The sequence below is a fragment of the Rhodanobacter spathiphylli B39 genome (assembly GCF_000264295.1).
Taxonomy (GTDB): Bacteria; Pseudomonadota; Gammaproteobacteria; order Xanthomonadales; family Rhodanobacteraceae; genus Rhodanobacter; species Rhodanobacter spathiphylli.
In genome coordinates, this window is sequence record NZ_AJXT01000021.1 from 59,419 (window position 1) to 74,826 (window position 15,408).

General features: G+C 65.6%; 10 protein-coding genes. 4 read left to right on the forward strand and 6 right to left on the reverse strand.

Annotated elements, in window-relative coordinates; translation table 11 throughout:
* The first annotated feature begins 31 nt into the window (after positions 1 to 31).
* On the forward strand, positions 32 to 454 hold the full coding sequence (locus UU7_RS09165) for a hypothetical protein (protein ID WP_157582081.1): 423 nt from the start codon (positions 32 to 34) through the stop codon (positions 452 to 454).
* A 159-nt stretch (positions 455 to 613) separates the two neighbouring features.
* Positions 614 to 1,765, forward strand: coding sequence for an acyltransferase family protein (locus UU7_RS09170; RefSeq protein ID WP_162098643.1), 1,152 nt, complete (start codon positions 614 to 616; stop codon positions 1,763 to 1,765).
* An 819-nt stretch (positions 1,766 to 2,584) separates the two neighbouring features.
* Here UU7_RS09170 and UU7_RS09175 read toward each other — a convergent pair.
* The 6 genes from UU7_RS09175 to UU7_RS09200 all read right to left on the reverse strand — a co-directional run bounded on the left by UU7_RS09175 (position 2,585) and on the right by UU7_RS09200 (position 12,214).
* Entirely contained in the window at positions 2,585 to 4,417 is a 1,833-nt protein-coding gene (locus UU7_RS09175; protein ID WP_040673167.1) for an LTA synthase family protein, read from the reverse strand.
* A gap of 93 nt (positions 4,418 to 4,510) precedes the next feature.
* The gene (locus UU7_RS09180; RefSeq protein ID WP_007807598.1) at positions 4,511 to 5,455 is read right to left on the reverse strand and encodes an electron transfer flavoprotein subunit alpha/FixB family protein; all 945 of its coding nucleotides are present in this window, start codon (positions 5,453 to 5,455) and stop codon (positions 4,511 to 4,513) included.
* A 79-nt stretch (positions 5,456 to 5,534) separates the two neighbouring features.
* Positions 5,535 to 6,281 (reverse strand): electron transfer flavoprotein subunit beta/FixA family protein, encoded by a 747-nt coding sequence (locus UU7_RS09185; protein WP_007807599.1) that lies wholly within the window; start codon positions 6,279 to 6,281, stop codon positions 5,535 to 5,537.
* A 111-nt stretch (positions 6,282 to 6,392) separates the two neighbouring features.
* Positions 6,393 to 8,453, reverse strand: coding sequence for a glycoside hydrolase family 99-like domain-containing protein (locus tag UU7_RS09190; RefSeq protein ID WP_007807601.1), 2,061 nt, complete (start codon positions 8,451 to 8,453; stop codon positions 6,393 to 6,395).
* A 50-nt stretch (positions 8,454 to 8,503) separates the two neighbouring features.
* Positions 8,504 to 10,513 (reverse strand): glycosyltransferase, encoded by a 2,010-nt coding sequence (locus UU7_RS09195; protein WP_238530917.1) that lies wholly within the window; start codon positions 10,511 to 10,513, stop codon positions 8,504 to 8,506.
* Positions 10,514 to 10,603: 90 nt separating this feature from the next.
* Positions 10,604 to 12,214: an electron transfer flavoprotein-ubiquinone oxidoreductase gene (locus tag UU7_RS09200; RefSeq protein ID WP_007807604.1), complete on the reverse strand. Its 1,611-nt coding sequence runs from the start codon at positions 12,212 to 12,214 to the stop codon at positions 10,604 to 10,606.
* A 170-nt stretch (positions 12,215 to 12,384) separates the two neighbouring features.
* Between UU7_RS09200 and UU7_RS09205 the strand changes: the two genes are divergently transcribed.
* Together UU7_RS09205 and gcvT are read left to right on the forward strand one after the other, a co-directional pair.
* Entirely contained in the window at positions 12,385 to 13,782 is a 1,398-nt protein-coding gene (locus UU7_RS09205) for an amidase (protein ID WP_007807606.1), read from the forward strand.
* A 480-nt stretch (positions 13,783 to 14,262) separates the two neighbouring features.
* The gene (gcvT, locus tag UU7_RS09210; protein ID WP_007807608.1) at positions 14,263 to 15,363 is read left to right on the forward strand and encodes a glycine cleavage system aminomethyltransferase GcvT; all 1,101 of its coding nucleotides are present in this window, start codon (positions 14,263 to 14,265) and stop codon (positions 15,361 to 15,363) included.
* Positions 15,364 to 15,408: the final 45 nt, after the last annotated feature.

Consider the following 15,408-nt stretch of genomic DNA (forward strand, 5'->3'; position numbering starts at 1 on the left):
CCTTGACCGAGAACTTACCGAGGATTGGATGATGAGTAGAATTGGCGTGTTGGCTTTCGGGGCATTGTTGTCGGTCGCGCTGATGGGCTGCAGCCAGGAGCAATCGCCTGCTCCCGGATCCATGGGCACCAAGACCGAAGTTGCAAAGAGCGATGCGCCGCCCAGGGCAACGTTGCAGCTGGTTCCGGGGACGGTGGACAGTTGCGAAGTCGGAGCGACCATCGACCCCGTGGTCAGTTGGCAACGAATCGATCCCTCGATCAGGAGCACGAGGGTGACTACCGACAATCCTGCAAACCCCGAGGAAAAGCTCTTTGCCAAGGCGGGGTTTGGCGGCAGTTCGCGGGCCGGCAATTGGGTCGTTGCAGGCACCAGGTTCCATGTCTACGACGATCAAACCGGTGTGGAGCTGGTTTCCTATACGGTGAAGACCGGGAAGAACTGTGCGAACTGAGGAATGAGCGCTTGCTCATCATCGGATATCGAACGCCGGAGGAACGGGGGCGGAGCATGACGACCGCCCAGCATTGCTTCATGAGTCAGTACAGCCGGGCCGCGGCGCGGAGCCCATGCATGCCTGCTCGGGCGAATGCGCGTGCCGCGACGCTCGTGCATGGCTTCATCGATAATGCAGCGTCAAGGAAAGAATGTGGATACGCCTGTGGGTAGCGGTACTGATTTCATGACGAAGCGGCGGGGCCGCTGGATGTTTCGTCACTTCGATCGGCTGTGGGCCTTTCTTCGCAGTTCAATCACCGTGGAAGAGGGTCTGGCTCGCCGCCAGGACAATTTCCTCGTGCTGCGCATCGCCGCGGCAGCGGCCGTCATCTACGGGCATGCGTCCGCCATTGCGCCATCGGTTGGCACAAGAGACATTTTCGTAAGGCTGGGCTGGGGGATCTACAGTGGCGACATCGCTGTAAACATCTTCTTTCTGATCAGCGGCTTTCTTGTGACTGGCAGCTACATCCGCCAGCGTAGCTTCTACAAGTTTGCGAAAGCGCGCATTCTCCGGGTCTATCCCGCATTCGTGTTGAATGTAGTGCTGCTGGCCACAGTGTACGGATTGATGTTTACCAGCTTGCCATCCGCCGAGTATCTGCACCATGGCGGCGTGTGGAATTACATCGCCACCAACCTGAAGATGTCGTCCAACATGGTCTGGACTTTGCCTGGCGTGTTTGAGGATGGCGCAAAGACAGCCGCCATCAATGGTGCGCAATGGACCCTGCCCGCTGAAGTGCGGATGTATGTTCTGCTTGGAATCTTGGGCGCGATTGGCCTGTTTGCGTCAGTTCGAGTCGCTACCCTGGTGCTGGCGGCGCTGTTTCTGACGGGGCTGGTCCACCCGGAACTTTTTCCGTTGAACCAGACCTGGCTCCGGCTGGCGGGGTACTTCATGCTGGGTGTATGCATATATCTGCATCGCGCCAGCATTCGGGTCAGCCTGGAACTGGTGGTGGCGCTTGTGCTGGCCGCGGTGCTGGTGCGGCATTTGCCGCCCTACCCGATGGTTTTCGCACTGGCCCTGGCTGGTGTGGTGGGGTTCATTGCCTATCTGATGCCCCCGTGGCGCTGGCTGGAACGCTTTGGTGATCCGTCCTATGGAATCTATCTTTGGGGCTGGCCGTGCCAGCAGGCAGTTGCCCATATCTTCCCGGGCGCGGGACTGACTCTGCACGTGGGTTCGTCGTTGGCAATGGCGACGGTAATGGGATACGGGTCGTGGACGTTGCTTGAGAAGCAAATGCTGCGCCTGAAATGATGCTCGCAGCGGGCTTCTGTCGGAACCGACCGAAACTTCCGCCGGGCTGCGCGAACGGACTCTGTCGCTCCAGCTGACATCGACGTAGCCTGCGAGCCTTCGCAGCCAAGACCAGGGGGATTTGCGGAAGTTGTCGTTCTGCGGCGTCGCGCAATCAGCGCCGGATCGAGCCGGTCCGGCATGGTTGAAGGGGCTCGAATCGACCTGCCACGGCGCTGTGGCTTGGCTTTGCATTTGTCACAGCGTGGCTTCCCAGTCACCCTTCCTTGCCGTCGAATTTGGATGCGACCTTGCGGGGTTGGAGGCAGGAGCGTCAAAAGGAACGGTTGACGACGCTTCGAAAGGAGCATGCCGGACGAAGTCGGCCCGCGGAAAGATTCCATTTCACGCAGACGGATGCATCTGTGGTCGCAGGCATCCTTCCCCCAGGGGGCTTGTTGCGATTGAGCGCTGATCAATCGGGCGTGGCCGTCCCCTGACTACGTTGACTGCACGGTTCCGTGGTCATGGTTCTTCTCGCCAGGAGCGCGCCATTGCCGTCTCGAAGTGAAAGGGATGACCCGTCAAACATCCACTTGCCTGTATCGGCTTGTCCACTGGTTCCGCCGCCGGTCCACAGCGTCTCCGGCAAGCCAACCCCATTCACGTAGATGCTTATGGGTTTGGGAGTCGTTGCCGGGACGCTCCACCTGACATGGACAGCCACGCGGGTGCCCTGGCATTCGGAAAAGTGTTGCGGACTCAGATCGAATTCCACGCGATGACAACCGGAGAGGAGAGCCGCGGTGGAAAACGCGAAAGCGGACCATTTCCATGCACTCACGGGTTGGTCACCCCGGTTGCGGCGCAGAACGACTGCCTTGCGCTTTCCTTGACATTCCCGGGCATCGCCTCACCTCGCAGGTAAAGTCTCGAAAGGGATTCGATGCCTTCGAGAGTTTCCCTGTCCAGCGATGCCATTCGGCGCTCTGCCTGGTGCCGCTGCGCCTTCTGGATCATGGCGTAGTAATCGTTTCCCTGGCCTGCAAAGCTGCATAGGATCGTGCCGCCGGTCATCCAGGAGTAAATGGGTTGGCCTGGCATCTTGAGCCCAAGGTTCGACACCATGACCCACGGCACCATTTGGGTCGATGCCGGTTGATGGTCGTCAAATCCGCCCGCGGCGGTATAGACCTTCGAAAAGCCGGGGAGATGGTCCCCGTAGAAGACGAGAATATACGGACGCTTTCGTCGCTCGAGGTAATCCCAGAGACGCCCAAGTTCGTGGTCGGCGTGGTGGATGTGATACGCGTAGTTGCGGTATTCCTTGGCGGCATTTTCCGGCCACGTCGACGGAACCGGGATGGAATCACGCATGGCCTTGTCCAGAACGGGATTTTCCAGGTAAGGGCCGTGACCCTCCATGCTTATCCCCATGATGAACACGGGGCGGCTTTCCCGATCCAGCAGCTGCTCCATTTTTTCCGTGAACGAGGAATCGGCAATCGCCCAGCCGTCCTCGGGCGCATCGGCCGGGAAGTCCTTGCGGCTGTAGAAGGCATCGAAACCCATGGATTGGAATGTCCGCTCACGATTCCAGAAATTGGCATCGTTGGGATGGACGGCGTATGCAAGATACCCTTGCGTTTTGAGCACGCGGACCAGGCTCGGCATGGTCTTGTCGTGGATCTGGAGATAGGGAAATTCGATTTTTGGAAAGGCCGCCAGAGGAACGCTGGTCAGGGTTTCAAATTCGGTGCGCAATGTGCCGCCGCCGAACGTGGGGACCCTCATCTGACCCACCGAGCCGGCCAGGCGCGCTCTCGCCAGCACGGGCAGGAGTCGGCTGGTGTCGTCGATCCCTGCAAGCGTCGAAGGATCGAAGTACGACTCGCTTTGTATGACGATGATATCGGGCTTCTGCGAGGCGACGGGCGAAGGTGCGCCGGCGTCGGGAACCTCCAGCCTGGCGAGACGCGTGATGGCGGCGTTGTCGACAGGTTCGCGCAGTGCAGTGGAGGATTCGATGGCCTGGTAGACAAGTGTGCCCAGCAACCCCGCATGGAGCTCGGAGGCTGCCGGAGCCCATGGAGCGATGCGGAGGACATTTCGGTCATAGAGTTTGCGCGCAGGCGAAACGCCTCGATACAGACCGAAAGCGACAAGAGCCAGAAGCAGAGCGCTCACGATACGGGAGAGTCGCTTCAGGTTCAGCAGCGGGCGTTCCCAGAAATACATTCCACCGAGGATCACCAGCGAAACGACTGCGAACAGGAAGATCCTGGCCGACAGATAGTGGGACAGCAGGTGGATGACGGATGCGTTTACCTGTCGAAGAAAGTAGACGTCGCTGAAGGCGATCGGTTGCTGAAGGGTTTCAAGCTTGATGGCGTTTATTCTGTACACGGCTCCCATCAGTGCGGAAACGATCAACGACGTGAAGATCACCCGTCGACTGACCACGAGTACCATGAAAAACAGCAGAACCACCGGAACGGAGTTTGCGATGAACCCCAGGCTTCCCGCGTAAGTGAGCAGCTGGAGATGAAGCGAACGCCTGTCCGTCGCCCAGGTCGCCAGGCAGAGGAGCATGACCAGCAGGACGACCACGGAGCTTCGCGCCAGTCGCGAAGTATGAAAACGGTCGGCGATGCGCCTCTTCAGGCTGATCATGATTCCATGTCTGGCCAACCCGGCCCGGCAAGAGGCGTCATGCATGCATGTCCATGAGAAAAATTTCCTTGAGCTTCATGTCCGCAACGCCCCTCAGCCCAGTGCCTGTTCCAGCTCCGGGATGATCTTGAACAGGTCACCCACCAGGCCGAAGTCGGCGATTTCGAAGATCGGCGCCTCGGCATCCTTGTTGATCGCCACGATGGTGCCGGCGTCCTTGATGCCGGTGAGGTGCTGGATGGCGCCGGAGATGCCGATCGCCATGTACAGCTCGGGCGCGATGATCTTGCCGGTCTGGCCGACCTGCAGGTCGCTGGGCACGTAGCCGGCGTCGACGGCGGCGCGCGAGGCGCCCACGGCTGCGCCGATCCGGTCGGCGAACTTGAAGATGATGTCGAAGTTTTCCTTCGAGCCCACGCCGCGGCCGCCAGAGACGACCTTGCTCGCGCTCTGCAGGTCGGGGCGGTCGCTGCTGCCCTGCTTCAGTTCGATGAAGCGTGTATGCGCGGGCAGGGCGACGTCGATGGCCAGTGCCTCGACCGGCGCGCTGCCGGTGCCGGTGGCGGCGGCCGGCCACGAGGCCGAGCGGATGGTCGCCACGACGGTGTGGGCGGCATCGGCCTCGACCGTGATGATGGCGTTGCCGGCGTAGATCGGGCGCTTGAAGGTGTGCGCGGCCTCGACGCTCATCACGTCGCTGACCTGGGCCACCCCGAGCAGGGCGGCGACGCGCGGGGCGATGTCCTTGCCGAACGTGGTGGACGGCACGAACACGTGGCTGTAGCCGGCGGCGGCCTTGGCGATCTGCGGCGCCAGCACGGCGGCCAGCGGATGCGCGTTCTCGGGCCTGGCGACGGTGAGCACGCGGCTCACGCCGTCGATCTGCGCGGCCTCGGCAGCGATCGCATCGGGTGCGTCCGACAGCACCAGCACGTCGATCGCCTCGCCCTTGACGGCGACGGCAGCGCTCACGGCGCGTGCGGTGGCGGAGTTGAGTTTGCCGCCGAGGTGTTCGGCGATGACCAGGATCTTGCTCATGGGGTTTTCCTCAAACTTGGAGCGTGGGAGCTTTATTTGAAAGTCCGGCCATGGATGGCCGGGGCCTGATCAGGGACGATCACAAAAGCCCTTTCTGCTTCAGCGCGGCGACCAGTTCGGCCGCGTCCTTTACCATCACGCCCTTGCTGCGCTTGGCCGGCGCGGCATGGTGGGTGGTCTTGAGGTGGTCGTGTGCCTCGACGCCGAGCGAGCCGAACTCGATCGTGTCGATCGGCTTGCTCTTGGCCTTCATGATGTCGGGCAGCTTGATGAAGCGCGGCTCGTTGAGGCGCAGGTCGGTGGTGATCACCGCGGGAAGCTCGGCCTCGATCACTTCCAGGCCGGCGTCCACCTCGCGCGTCACCGTGGCCTTGCCGTCGGCGATCTCGACCTGGCTGGCGAAGGTGGCCTGCGGGCGGTCCCACAGCGCGGCCAGCATCTGGCCGGTCTGGTTGGCATCGTCGTCGATCGCCTGCTTGCCCAGGATCACCAGCCCCGGCTGCTCCTTCTCGATCAGCTTCAGGAACACGCGGGCGGCGGTCAGAGGCTGCACGGCATCGGCGGTGGTCACGTGGATGGCGCGATTGGCGCCCATCGCCAGGCCGTTGCGCAGGTGCGCGGTGAGATCGGCCGGGCCGATGCCGACCACGATCACCTCGTCGGCGACGCCTTTCTCGCGCAGCCGCAGCGCCTCTTCCAGCGCAATGTCGTCGAACGGATTGGCCGAGAGCTTCACGCCGTCGGTGACCACGCCGCTGCCGTCGGGTTTGACCTGGATGCGCACGTTGTAATCAACGACGCGCTTGTAGCCGACCAGAATTTTCATCTGTGATTCCTTGCCTCGTGAACTGTCCCTGCCGGGACCCGGGAACGCCCATTCTAACCGCCATCAAACATTCGTACGAAACGGGCGGGCCTGCGGCGATGCGACGCGGTCTCAGCCACTTCGCCGGGCATAGGGATACGGTCCGGGGACGGTGTCGGCCAGCCCCAGCAGCCCGGCCGCGCTTTTCACGGTGAATCCCCCGCTGCGCGCGGCGAGACTGAACACCCGCTCGATCGCATGGGCCAGCGTGCCATCGAGCTGGCCCGCCTCCGGCTCGAAGCCCGCCATTTCCAGGTGCGCGTCGAGCAGCGGGCGAAACGCCGCCGGCCGCACCCAGAACATGCTGCCGGCGATGAAACGGTCGGTCTCCACGTCCGGCGCCGCAATGCCCAGGCGCCGGGTGAGGTAGTCGACGTTGTCCTGGTTGGCGCCCCAGTAGTAGTCCAGCGGTTGCAGATGCCCTTCGGCATGCACCACGCCCAGCTCCGCGTCGTCGCGGAAGGCGGCGGCGATGCGACTGGCCCGTTCCGGCGCGAGCAGCTTGTCGAGCAGTTCGCGGCGCCAGGCCTCACCGTCCTGGCGATGGGTGGAGCGCTTGCCGTGCAGCTTGAGCACCGTGGTCACGCCTTCGTCGAGCAGGCGGTTGGCCACGTGCAGGAACGGCAGGATGTCGCGCCCGCGGTTCTCGAACACGTCGATCTCGGCGTCCAGGCCAAGTTGACCGGCGCGCTCGCGCACCGCCTGTTCGCGCTCGTGCGCGGTGGTGATCACGAGGCGCCAGTCGATGGTGCTGGCGCGCAGCGCGGCGACCAGCTCGTCCAGCAGTTCGGGGTACCAGATGTGGATCACCGCGCAGGGTCGCGCGTCCGGGGTCGCTTCAGCCTGCAGTGCGTTGCGGGTGGCTTCGAGCCAGGCGTGGCCGAGGCGTCTGTCCGGTTCCAGCACCGCGCCTTCGGCCCATTCGTTCCAGGCGTTGACGAAGACCAGCGGTTGCGCCGGAAAGCGCCGTCGCGCGGTGGCCACCGCATGACGCAACCAGTCGCGGTAGCCGCGTGGCGAGGCATGCGCGAACACCCGGCCGCGCCCGCTGCGCCGCGGCTCGTTGTCCCAGCCCGGGTTGACCGCGGGATAGCGCGGATACGGCGGATCGGCTTGCGCCATCGACTGCCGGGCCAGTTCGCGCCAGTCATGCACGTCGCCGTGATAGTCCGGATTGAGCAGGCGTTGCCTGGCCGTGATCGGGTCGAGCGTGGTGTTGTTCGGCGGGAATTCGACGGCGGCATCGAAACCGATCGTGCGCGGATCGACGCGATCGAAACTCTGCACGTATGCCAGCTGGATCTCGCCGATGCCGTTGACGCGGCACCACTCGCGCCAGCGCGCGGCGGTGGCCTTGGCGTCCGGCAGCAAGCCGGGCCGATAGACCAGCAACAGCGGCTTGCCGTCCACGCGCAGATAACGCGGGTCGGCGAGATAGCGTGCGACATGCGCGATGAAGGCAAGGTCGTCCGCGGCGCTGTGTTGCTGGCCGATCAGGACATCGTCCGCACGACCGTCCCAGCGGCGCGACCAGTTCTCGTTCGCCCAGCACAGGCACAGCGGCAGATCGAGCGCGGGATCGGCCAGCCATTGCCGCAGCGGCTGCTCCAGCAGGGTCTTGCCGGCGAACCAGTAGAAATAGCTGCAGAACGCACCGACGCCGTACTCGCGGGCCAGCGTCATCTGCTGGCGCATGACGTCGGGCTGGCGCAGGTCATAGAAGCCCAGTTCGCCGGGCAGGCGAGGCTGCGCGTGTCCCTCGAATTGCGGCAGGGCGCGGGTCACGTTGTGCCACTCGGTGAAGCCGGCGCCCCACCAGGCGTCGTTCTCCGCAATCGGATGGAACTGCGGCAGGTAGAACGCGACCACGGTGGCGGGCAGCGATGCCGGCAGGTTGCCGGCGCGATGCGGCGCGAAGCCGATGGCGCGTGCGTCCGCGCTGGTGCGCAGCCGGTGTTCGACCTGCGAGCCGCTGCCCGCCTGGCCGCGCGGACCGGGCGGCAGCAGATCGGCGTGGCGGTCCAGAAATCGCTGGCGCAGCCGGTCACGCGTGGTCGCCGGCATCGGCGTGAGGCGGAAGCCGGCACGCAGCGCGGTGAACAGGAGTCGCTTGGCGAAATGAGAGGAGGGCATGACGGAGGATCAGGGGCAATGCCGCAGCATCGACGCTGGAAGAGCGGTGGTCAATCCAGCACCCGACGCAGGGTGGCGTCGGCGGCCTCGGGCGAAAAGTGCTTGCGCACGTTGTCCTGTCCACCGGCCGACAGTTGCCGCCAGAGCGCCTCGTCACGTTGCAGCCGCAGGACCGCCTCGACGAAACCGGTGGCGTCGCTGGCTACCAGCACGTCGCGACCATCGCCCAGTTGCATGCCTTCGACCGCCACCGGCGTGGCGATCACCGGCACGCCATGGCTCATCGCCATGTTGATCTTCCCCTTCACACCGGCACCGAAGCGCAGCGGTGCGATGGAAGCCAGGCACGCATCCAGCCACGGTGTCAGCTCGGTGACGCGCCCATGCAGTTCCATGCCGGGCACGGCCAGCTCGCGCCGTGCGGTGTCGGGCATGTCGCCCAGCACGTGCACGGTAATCTCCGGTGAGAGCTCGCGCAGTTTCGGCAGGATTTCCGTGGCGATCCAGCGCAGCGCGTCGCTGTTCGGCGGGTGGCCGTAGCCGCCGATGAAGACCAGGTCGCGCCGCTCGTGGTGGCCGCGCCGGCAAGCCTGCACGGTGTGGATGTTCGACAGCAGCTCCACCCGCGCCCGGGGCAGCAGTTGCGCCAGCAAGTCCCGTTCGTGCGGGCTTACCACCAGGCTGACGTCGGACTGTTCGATCAGGGCCAGCTCGCTGCGGCGTGCCGCTTCCGCCTGGCGGGCCATCGCTGCGCTGCCACCCACTTCGGCAGCGCGGCCCTCGCGCAGGAAGTGCAGATCCACGGTGTCGAAGATCAGCCGGGCCTGCGGCGCGTGGCGCCGGACGGCGGCGATGTACTGGCCTGCCACCGTGTGGCGGCACAGGATCACCGCATGCAGCTCGTGGCCGTGCCGACGCAGCCAATGCGGCAGGTCGGCGACCGCGGGCCGGCACAGCACCTCGCAGCCCAGCGCGCCCAGTGCATCGATTTCCGCGGGACTGGCGCGGCCGTCGTCGGGCAGGAACACGGTGCCCCAGCCTTGTCCGTCGAGCAGGCCCAGGATCGCGCACAGCCGCAGCGAGCCCGAGTCGCGCGCCGGTTCCGGCGTCATCGCATCCACCACCAGCACGAGGCCGCGCTGGCGCCAGCGGATCGCCCGTTCCACCGCCGTGCCAACCGGTGGCTGGGCTGCCAGTTCGGTGGCCCATTTGTCGACGAAGGTCAGCTGGTTGAGGCGCTGGTGGCGTTTCATGCCGCGATCGGGATCGGTGCCCGCGCTGATGCCTTCGCAGTGGATCACCGTGCTGGCCGGCTCGTAGTACACGCGCAGGCCGAGCCGGCGCACGGCGAACGCCAGGTCGACATCCTCGTAGTAGGCCGGGGCGTAACGCAGGTCGAAACCGCCAACCTGCCGGAAGACCTCGCGGCGGATCAGCAGGGCCGCGCCGGAGACGTAGTCGACTTCACGACGCCAGCGGAACGTCGCGGCCTGGCGCGGCTCGAAGCGACCGGTGGTCCAGCAGCTGCCGTCGGCGAACACCAGCGCGCCGGCTTCCTGCAGGCGACCGTCCGGATACACCAGCTTGCTGCCCGCGATGCCGCAGTCGGGGTGATCGGCGAAACACTGCAGCAGCGCATCCAGCCAGCCCGGCGTGACCTGGGTGTCGTTGTTGAGGAACAGCAGGAACTCGCCGGTGGCAACGGCCGCGCCCGCGTTGCAGCTGCCGACGAAACCGAGGTTGGTGGCATTGCGCAGCAGGCGCAGGCCGGCGATCCGGGCGAGTGTCGCGGCGCTGTCGTCCGGCGACGCGTCATCCACCACGATCACTTCGAAAGCCGTCCGTGCGCCATGTCGCGCCAGCGAACGCAGGCAGGCGAGGGTATGGGCAAGCTTGCCGTGGATCGGGATGATCACCGAGACACGAGGCTGCCCGCTGACGGGCAATGCAAAGGGTGCGAACGGCTCGTCCAGTGGCAACAGCGCCAACGCCTCGTCGAACGCGGGACGCGCCTGGAATTCCTGGCGCATGCGCGCCAGCGTGCCGCTCCAGCCGCGCAACGCGATGCTGGAACGCGTGCGTTGCCACAGGTAGCCGAGGCGCTTCAGGCGCCAGTGCAGGTTGCCGGTCAGCGGACTGCCCTCGATCAGTCAGAGGTTCTGGTAATTCGGTCCGGAACCACCTTCGGGCGTGACCCAGGTGATGATCTCGTACGGGTCCTTGATGTCGCAGGTCTTGCAGTGCACGCAGTTGGCCGCGTTGATCTGCAGGCGCTTGCCGTGCGGCTGGCTTTCATCGGCCACCATCTCGTAGACGTTGGCGGGACAGAAGCGGGTGCAGGGATTGTCGTATTCCTCGACGCACTTCGTGGCGCAGATGTCGGTGTCGGCCACGTGCAGGTGGATCGGCTGGTCTTCGTCGTGCTCGGTGGCGGCGAAGTAGACGCCGGCCAGGCGGTCGCGCGGGGCCAGCGTGCGCTGCAGGTAATCGCGCTTCGGTTCTTCCTGGGCACCGAGCTTGTGCAGCGAGGACCAGTCGGCCTTGTTCTTCAGCGTCCACGGCGACAGGCCGACGGTGACGGTTTCCCACGCCGCATTGAGCAGTCCGAACCACAGGCCTTTCTTGAACGCGGGCTTGATGTTGCGCACCTTTTTCAGTTCGGCCATCACGTCCGAACCGCGCAACTTCGCGTCGAAACCGGTGGCGTCCAGGCCGTTCGCGGCGAGATGCTCGGCCGCCAGCATGCCGCTCTTCAGTGCCTGGTGGGTGCCTTTCACCTTGGGCACGTTGAGCAGGCCGGCGGTGTCGCCGATCAGGATCGCGCCGGGCATCTCGCACTTCGGCAGCGACTGCCAGCCGCCGGTGACGATGGCGCGCGCGCCGGCCGACAGGATCGTGCCGTCCTCCAGCAGCGGCTTCACCATCGGGTGATTCTTCCACTGCTGGAAGGCCTCCCACGGCTTGTATTCCGGGTCGCTGTAATCGAGCCCGCTGATGTAGCCGAGCGCGATGCGATCCTTGTCCAGGTGGTACATGAAACTGCCGCCATAGGTATGCGTGTCGGCGGGCCAGCCGAAGCTGTGCACGATCTTGCCCGGCGTGACGCGGCCGGCAGGCAGCTGCCACAGCTCCTTGATGCCGATGGAATAGCCTTGCGGATCGCTGTCGGCGTCCAGCTTGAAGCGCTTGATCAGCTGCTTGGTGAGGCTGCCCCGGGCCCCCTCGGCCAGTACGGTGACTTTCGCCTTGATGTCGATGCCTTCGGTGTAACCGGGCTTGTGCGTGCCGTCCTTCGCCACGCCCATGTCGCCGATGCGCACGCCGGCCACCGAGCCGTCTTCGTTGTAGATGTTGTCGGCGGCGGCGAAACCGGGGAACACGTCCACGCCGAGCGCCTCGGCCTGGGGGGCCAGCCACGCACACATCGCGCCCAGCGACACGATGAAGTTGCCGTGGTTGCGCATGCCCGGCGGTACCGGCAGCTTGCGGCCGCCGTCCTTGCCGAGCAGCCAGAATTCGTCGTCGCCTGCAGGCACGCAAATAGGTGGTGGCCGGTCGCGCCAACCGGGCAGCAGGGCGTCCAGCGGCTGCGGCTCGATCACCGCGCCGGAGAGGATCTGCGCGCCGATGGTCGAGGCCTTCTCGATCACGCAGACGTTCACGTCGGGCTTCAGTTGCTTGAGCCGTATCGCGAATGACAGTCCCGCCGGACCGGCGCCGACGACGACGACGTCGTATTCCATGGTTTCGCGTTCGCTCATGGCGGACTCCGGGATGCGAGGTGAAGGCGCAGGCGGTTGCCGTGCGTCGGGGTATGGATCACGCGGCCATTGTCCGGTTTCGGGCGCCGCGCGGCAACGCGTGCTGCGCCACCGCTTGCATTCACTTCACCGGACGCGGCGATAATCGGGGCATATCTCAGGGAGTTTTCATGAATTCGATGCCGCCGATTGCCGATCTCGACTTGCGTCGTGCCTCGCTTTGCCAGTTGCTGCACTGGCTGGCCACGGGCCGGGTGCAGCCGCGGGCGCTGGCCGATGTCTACCAGCAGGCGATCGAACGGCTGGACCCGGAACTGCATGCGTATGTCGATCAGCGCTCGGGCCTGCTGCAGGATCAGGCTGACCTGGCCGACCGGCGTCGTCGCGACGGCGTGATCGGACGGCTGGACGGCATTCCGCTGGCGGTGAAGGACAACTTCGACATTGCCGGCTGGCCTACGCGGGTCGGCCTTCCCGGTCGCGGCAAGCCGGTGCAGGAAGATGCCCACGTGGTGGCGCGGCTGCGTGCCTCCGGTGCGCTGCTGGTGGGCAAGACCAACATGGACGAAGGTGCGCTGGGCGCCACCACCGACAATCCGCACTTCGGTGCCACCCACAATCCGCATCGGCACGGCTACACCGCCGGCGGCTCTTCCGGCGGCGCAGCGGCGGCTGTCGCCGCGGGCCTGGCGGTAGCCGCGGTGGGTTCGGACAGCCTCGGCTCGATCCGCATCCCGGCCAGCTACTGCGGCCTGTATGCGTTGAAGCCGACACATGGCGAAATTTCCGCGCGTGGCCTGGTGCCGGCGGCGCGGCGACTGGATGCCGTCGGCCTGCTGGCGCGCAGCGCCGACGACCTGACCGTCCTGCTGCAGGTGCTGGCCGGCTACGATGCCGACGATGCGCGCTCGCGCCGCCGTCGCGTCGCGTTCGCCCTGCCGGACTGGGAGCCGGGCAACCTGCGCGCCGGCCTGCTGCCCGATCTCGCTGGCGTGGGCGTGCAGCCGGAAGTGATCGAGGTGTTCGAGTCGGCGCTGGCGAAGCTCTCGCATGCGCTGGGCGATCGGCGCACGGTGGATTTTGCCGACTGGGATTTCGCCCGCACGCGCCGCGCCGGTCTGTTGCTGATGGAGGCGGAGATGCTCGGCACCTTCGCCGCCGACCTGGCCAATACCGAGCGTCCCGTGTCGGATCGCTTCCGCCAGATGCTCGGCTACGCCGGCCGCAAGAGCGCGGCGGATTACGCGGTGGCCGATCGCGTGCTCGACGCGGCCACGCTGAAAATGCGCCGGCTGTTTTCCCAGGTCGACGTGCTGGTCATGCCGACCACGCCCCAGGGTGCGTTCCCGCTGGATGGTCCGGTGCCTGATTCGCAGGCCGACCTCACCAGCTTTGCCAGCCTGGCCGGTTGCCCCGCGGTGAGCCTGCCGATGGGGACGCTGCCAGACGGCATGCCGGTGGGACTGCAACTGGTCGGGGCGCGCGGTTCGGATCTGCGCCTGCTTGAACTGGCGGCGGTATGCGCCGCGACGCTGGATGCCGACCCCGCCTACCCGGTGCTTGCCTGAAGAACGGCTGACACGCGGTGCCTGCCGCACCGACGCGGCTGCTGATTCCGCATCGCGAAGCTGCCGTGCCCGAGGGGACGACATGATTGCCGATTCCATCGCCATTGCAGCTGGACGAGCTCGAGCCGGCGGCGTTCGCATCATGCGCGAAGTACAGGCGGCCTTCCGCACCGGGTGACCGTTCCGCGCGCGACGTGTTCGACCGGGCGGGATCATCCAGGTGTTCATGGATGCCTCGCTGGCGGCATGGGGCGACGCGCCCCGGCGGCTGTGCCGCAAGGCACGATCCGGCGCGTTTGCGATTCACCGGCATCGATGCGCGCCATGCAACGCCCGAGGTGGCGGAAGTCAGTGCCGATGCCCTGGCCGAGCAGGTCATCGCCACCCGGCCGGGCCTGGAGCGAGCAGACGTGGGCTCGGCTTGGATTGCCGGGTGTCGGCGGGGATAATGGCGCATTCCCCCCGCAAGGCTGCGTCGCAATGACCGAGAAGACCGTACTCAATGCCACCCATCGCGCACTCGGTGCACGCATGGTCGACTTCGGTGGCTGGGACATGCCGATCAACTACGGCTCGCAGATCGAGGAGCATCACGCGGTACGCCGTGAAGCCGGCATGTTCGACGTTTCGCACATGACGGTGATCGATCTGCATGGTGCGCGCGTACGCGACTTCCTTCGCCACCTCCTGGCCAACAGCGTCGACAAGCTGAAGGTGCACGGCAAGGCGCTGTACTCCTGCATGCTCGACGAGCGTGGCGGGGTAATCGACGACCTGATCGTGTATTACCTGGGCGACGAGTTCTACCGGCTGGTGGTCAACGCCGGCACCCGCGCCAAGGACCTGGCGTGGATCGAGCGCCAGGCGCAGGCGTTCGAGGTGCAGGTGAAGGAACGCCCCGAGTTCGCGATGATCGCGGTGCAGGGTCCGGCTGCCCGGGCCAAGGTGCTGGGGCTGTTGCATGAAGTGGATCGCCAGCGCATCGAGAAGCTCGGCAAGTTTGCCGCCGCTGCGGCGCAGGGGCCGCACGGCATGCCGCTGTTCGTGGCGCGTACCGGTTACACCGGCGAGGACGGTTTCGAGATCGTGGTTCCCGCCGAGCATGCCGTCGCGTTGTGGGAAGCGCTGGCTGCGGCAGGTGTCGCACCGGCCGGCCTCGGCGCACGCGACACCTTGCGCCTGGAAGCCGGCATGAACCTGTATGGCCAGGACATGGACGAGACTGTCACGCCGTGGGAGGCGAACCTGGGCTGGACCATCGCGCTGGACGAGGGACGCGACTTCATTGGTCGCGCCGCACTGGAACAACAGAAGGCTGCCGGCGTGCCGCGCGTGATGGTCGGGCTGGTGCTGGATGACAAGGGCGTGCTGCGTCACGGCCAGAAGGTGCTGACCGCGAACGGCGAGGGCGAGATCCTCTCGGGCAGCTTTGCGCCCACCCTCAACAAGGCAGTGGCGTTCGCGCGCATTCCCGCCGGCGAGCCGGGCGACGTGCGCGTCGACATCCGCGGTCGCGAGGTGCCGGTGCGTCTGGTGAAATATCCCTTCGTGCGCGACGGCAAACCCTGCGAAGGGATCTAGGCTGTCGTCGTGCGCGTGCTGCTCGCGGCACATTCTTCCCGCAGG

Coding starts and splice junctions, on each gene's coding strand:
- UU7_RS09165 (WP_157582081.1), top strand. CDS start 32: ATGAGTAGAATTGGCGTGTTGGCTTTCGGGGCATTGTTGTCGGTCGCG.
- UU7_RS09170 (WP_162098643.1), top strand. CDS start 614: ATGGCTTCATCGATAATGCAGCGTCAAGGAAAGAATGTGGATACGCCT.
- UU7_RS09175 (WP_040673167.1), bottom strand. CDS start 4,417: ATGATCAGCCTGAAGAGGCGCATCGCCGACCGTTTTCATACTTCGCGA.
- UU7_RS09180 (WP_007807598.1), bottom strand. CDS start 5,455: ATGAGCAAGATCCTGGTCATCGCCGAACACCTCGGCGGCAAACTCAAC.
- UU7_RS09185 (WP_007807599.1), bottom strand. CDS start 6,281: ATGAAAATTCTGGTCGGCTACAAGCGCGTCGTTGATTACAACGTGCGC.
- UU7_RS09190 (WP_007807601.1), bottom strand. CDS start 8,453: ATGCCCTCCTCTCATTTCGCCAAGCGACTCCTGTTCACCGCGCTGCGT.
- UU7_RS09200 (WP_007807604.1), bottom strand. CDS start 12,214: ATGAGCGAACGCGAAACCATGGAATACGACGTCGTCGTCGTCGGCGCC.
- UU7_RS09205 (WP_007807606.1), top strand. CDS start 12,385: ATGAATTCGATGCCGCCGATTGCCGATCTCGACTTGCGTCGTGCCTCG.
- gcvT (WP_007807608.1), top strand. CDS start 14,263: ATGACCGAGAAGACCGTACTCAATGCCACCCATCGCGCACTCGGTGCA.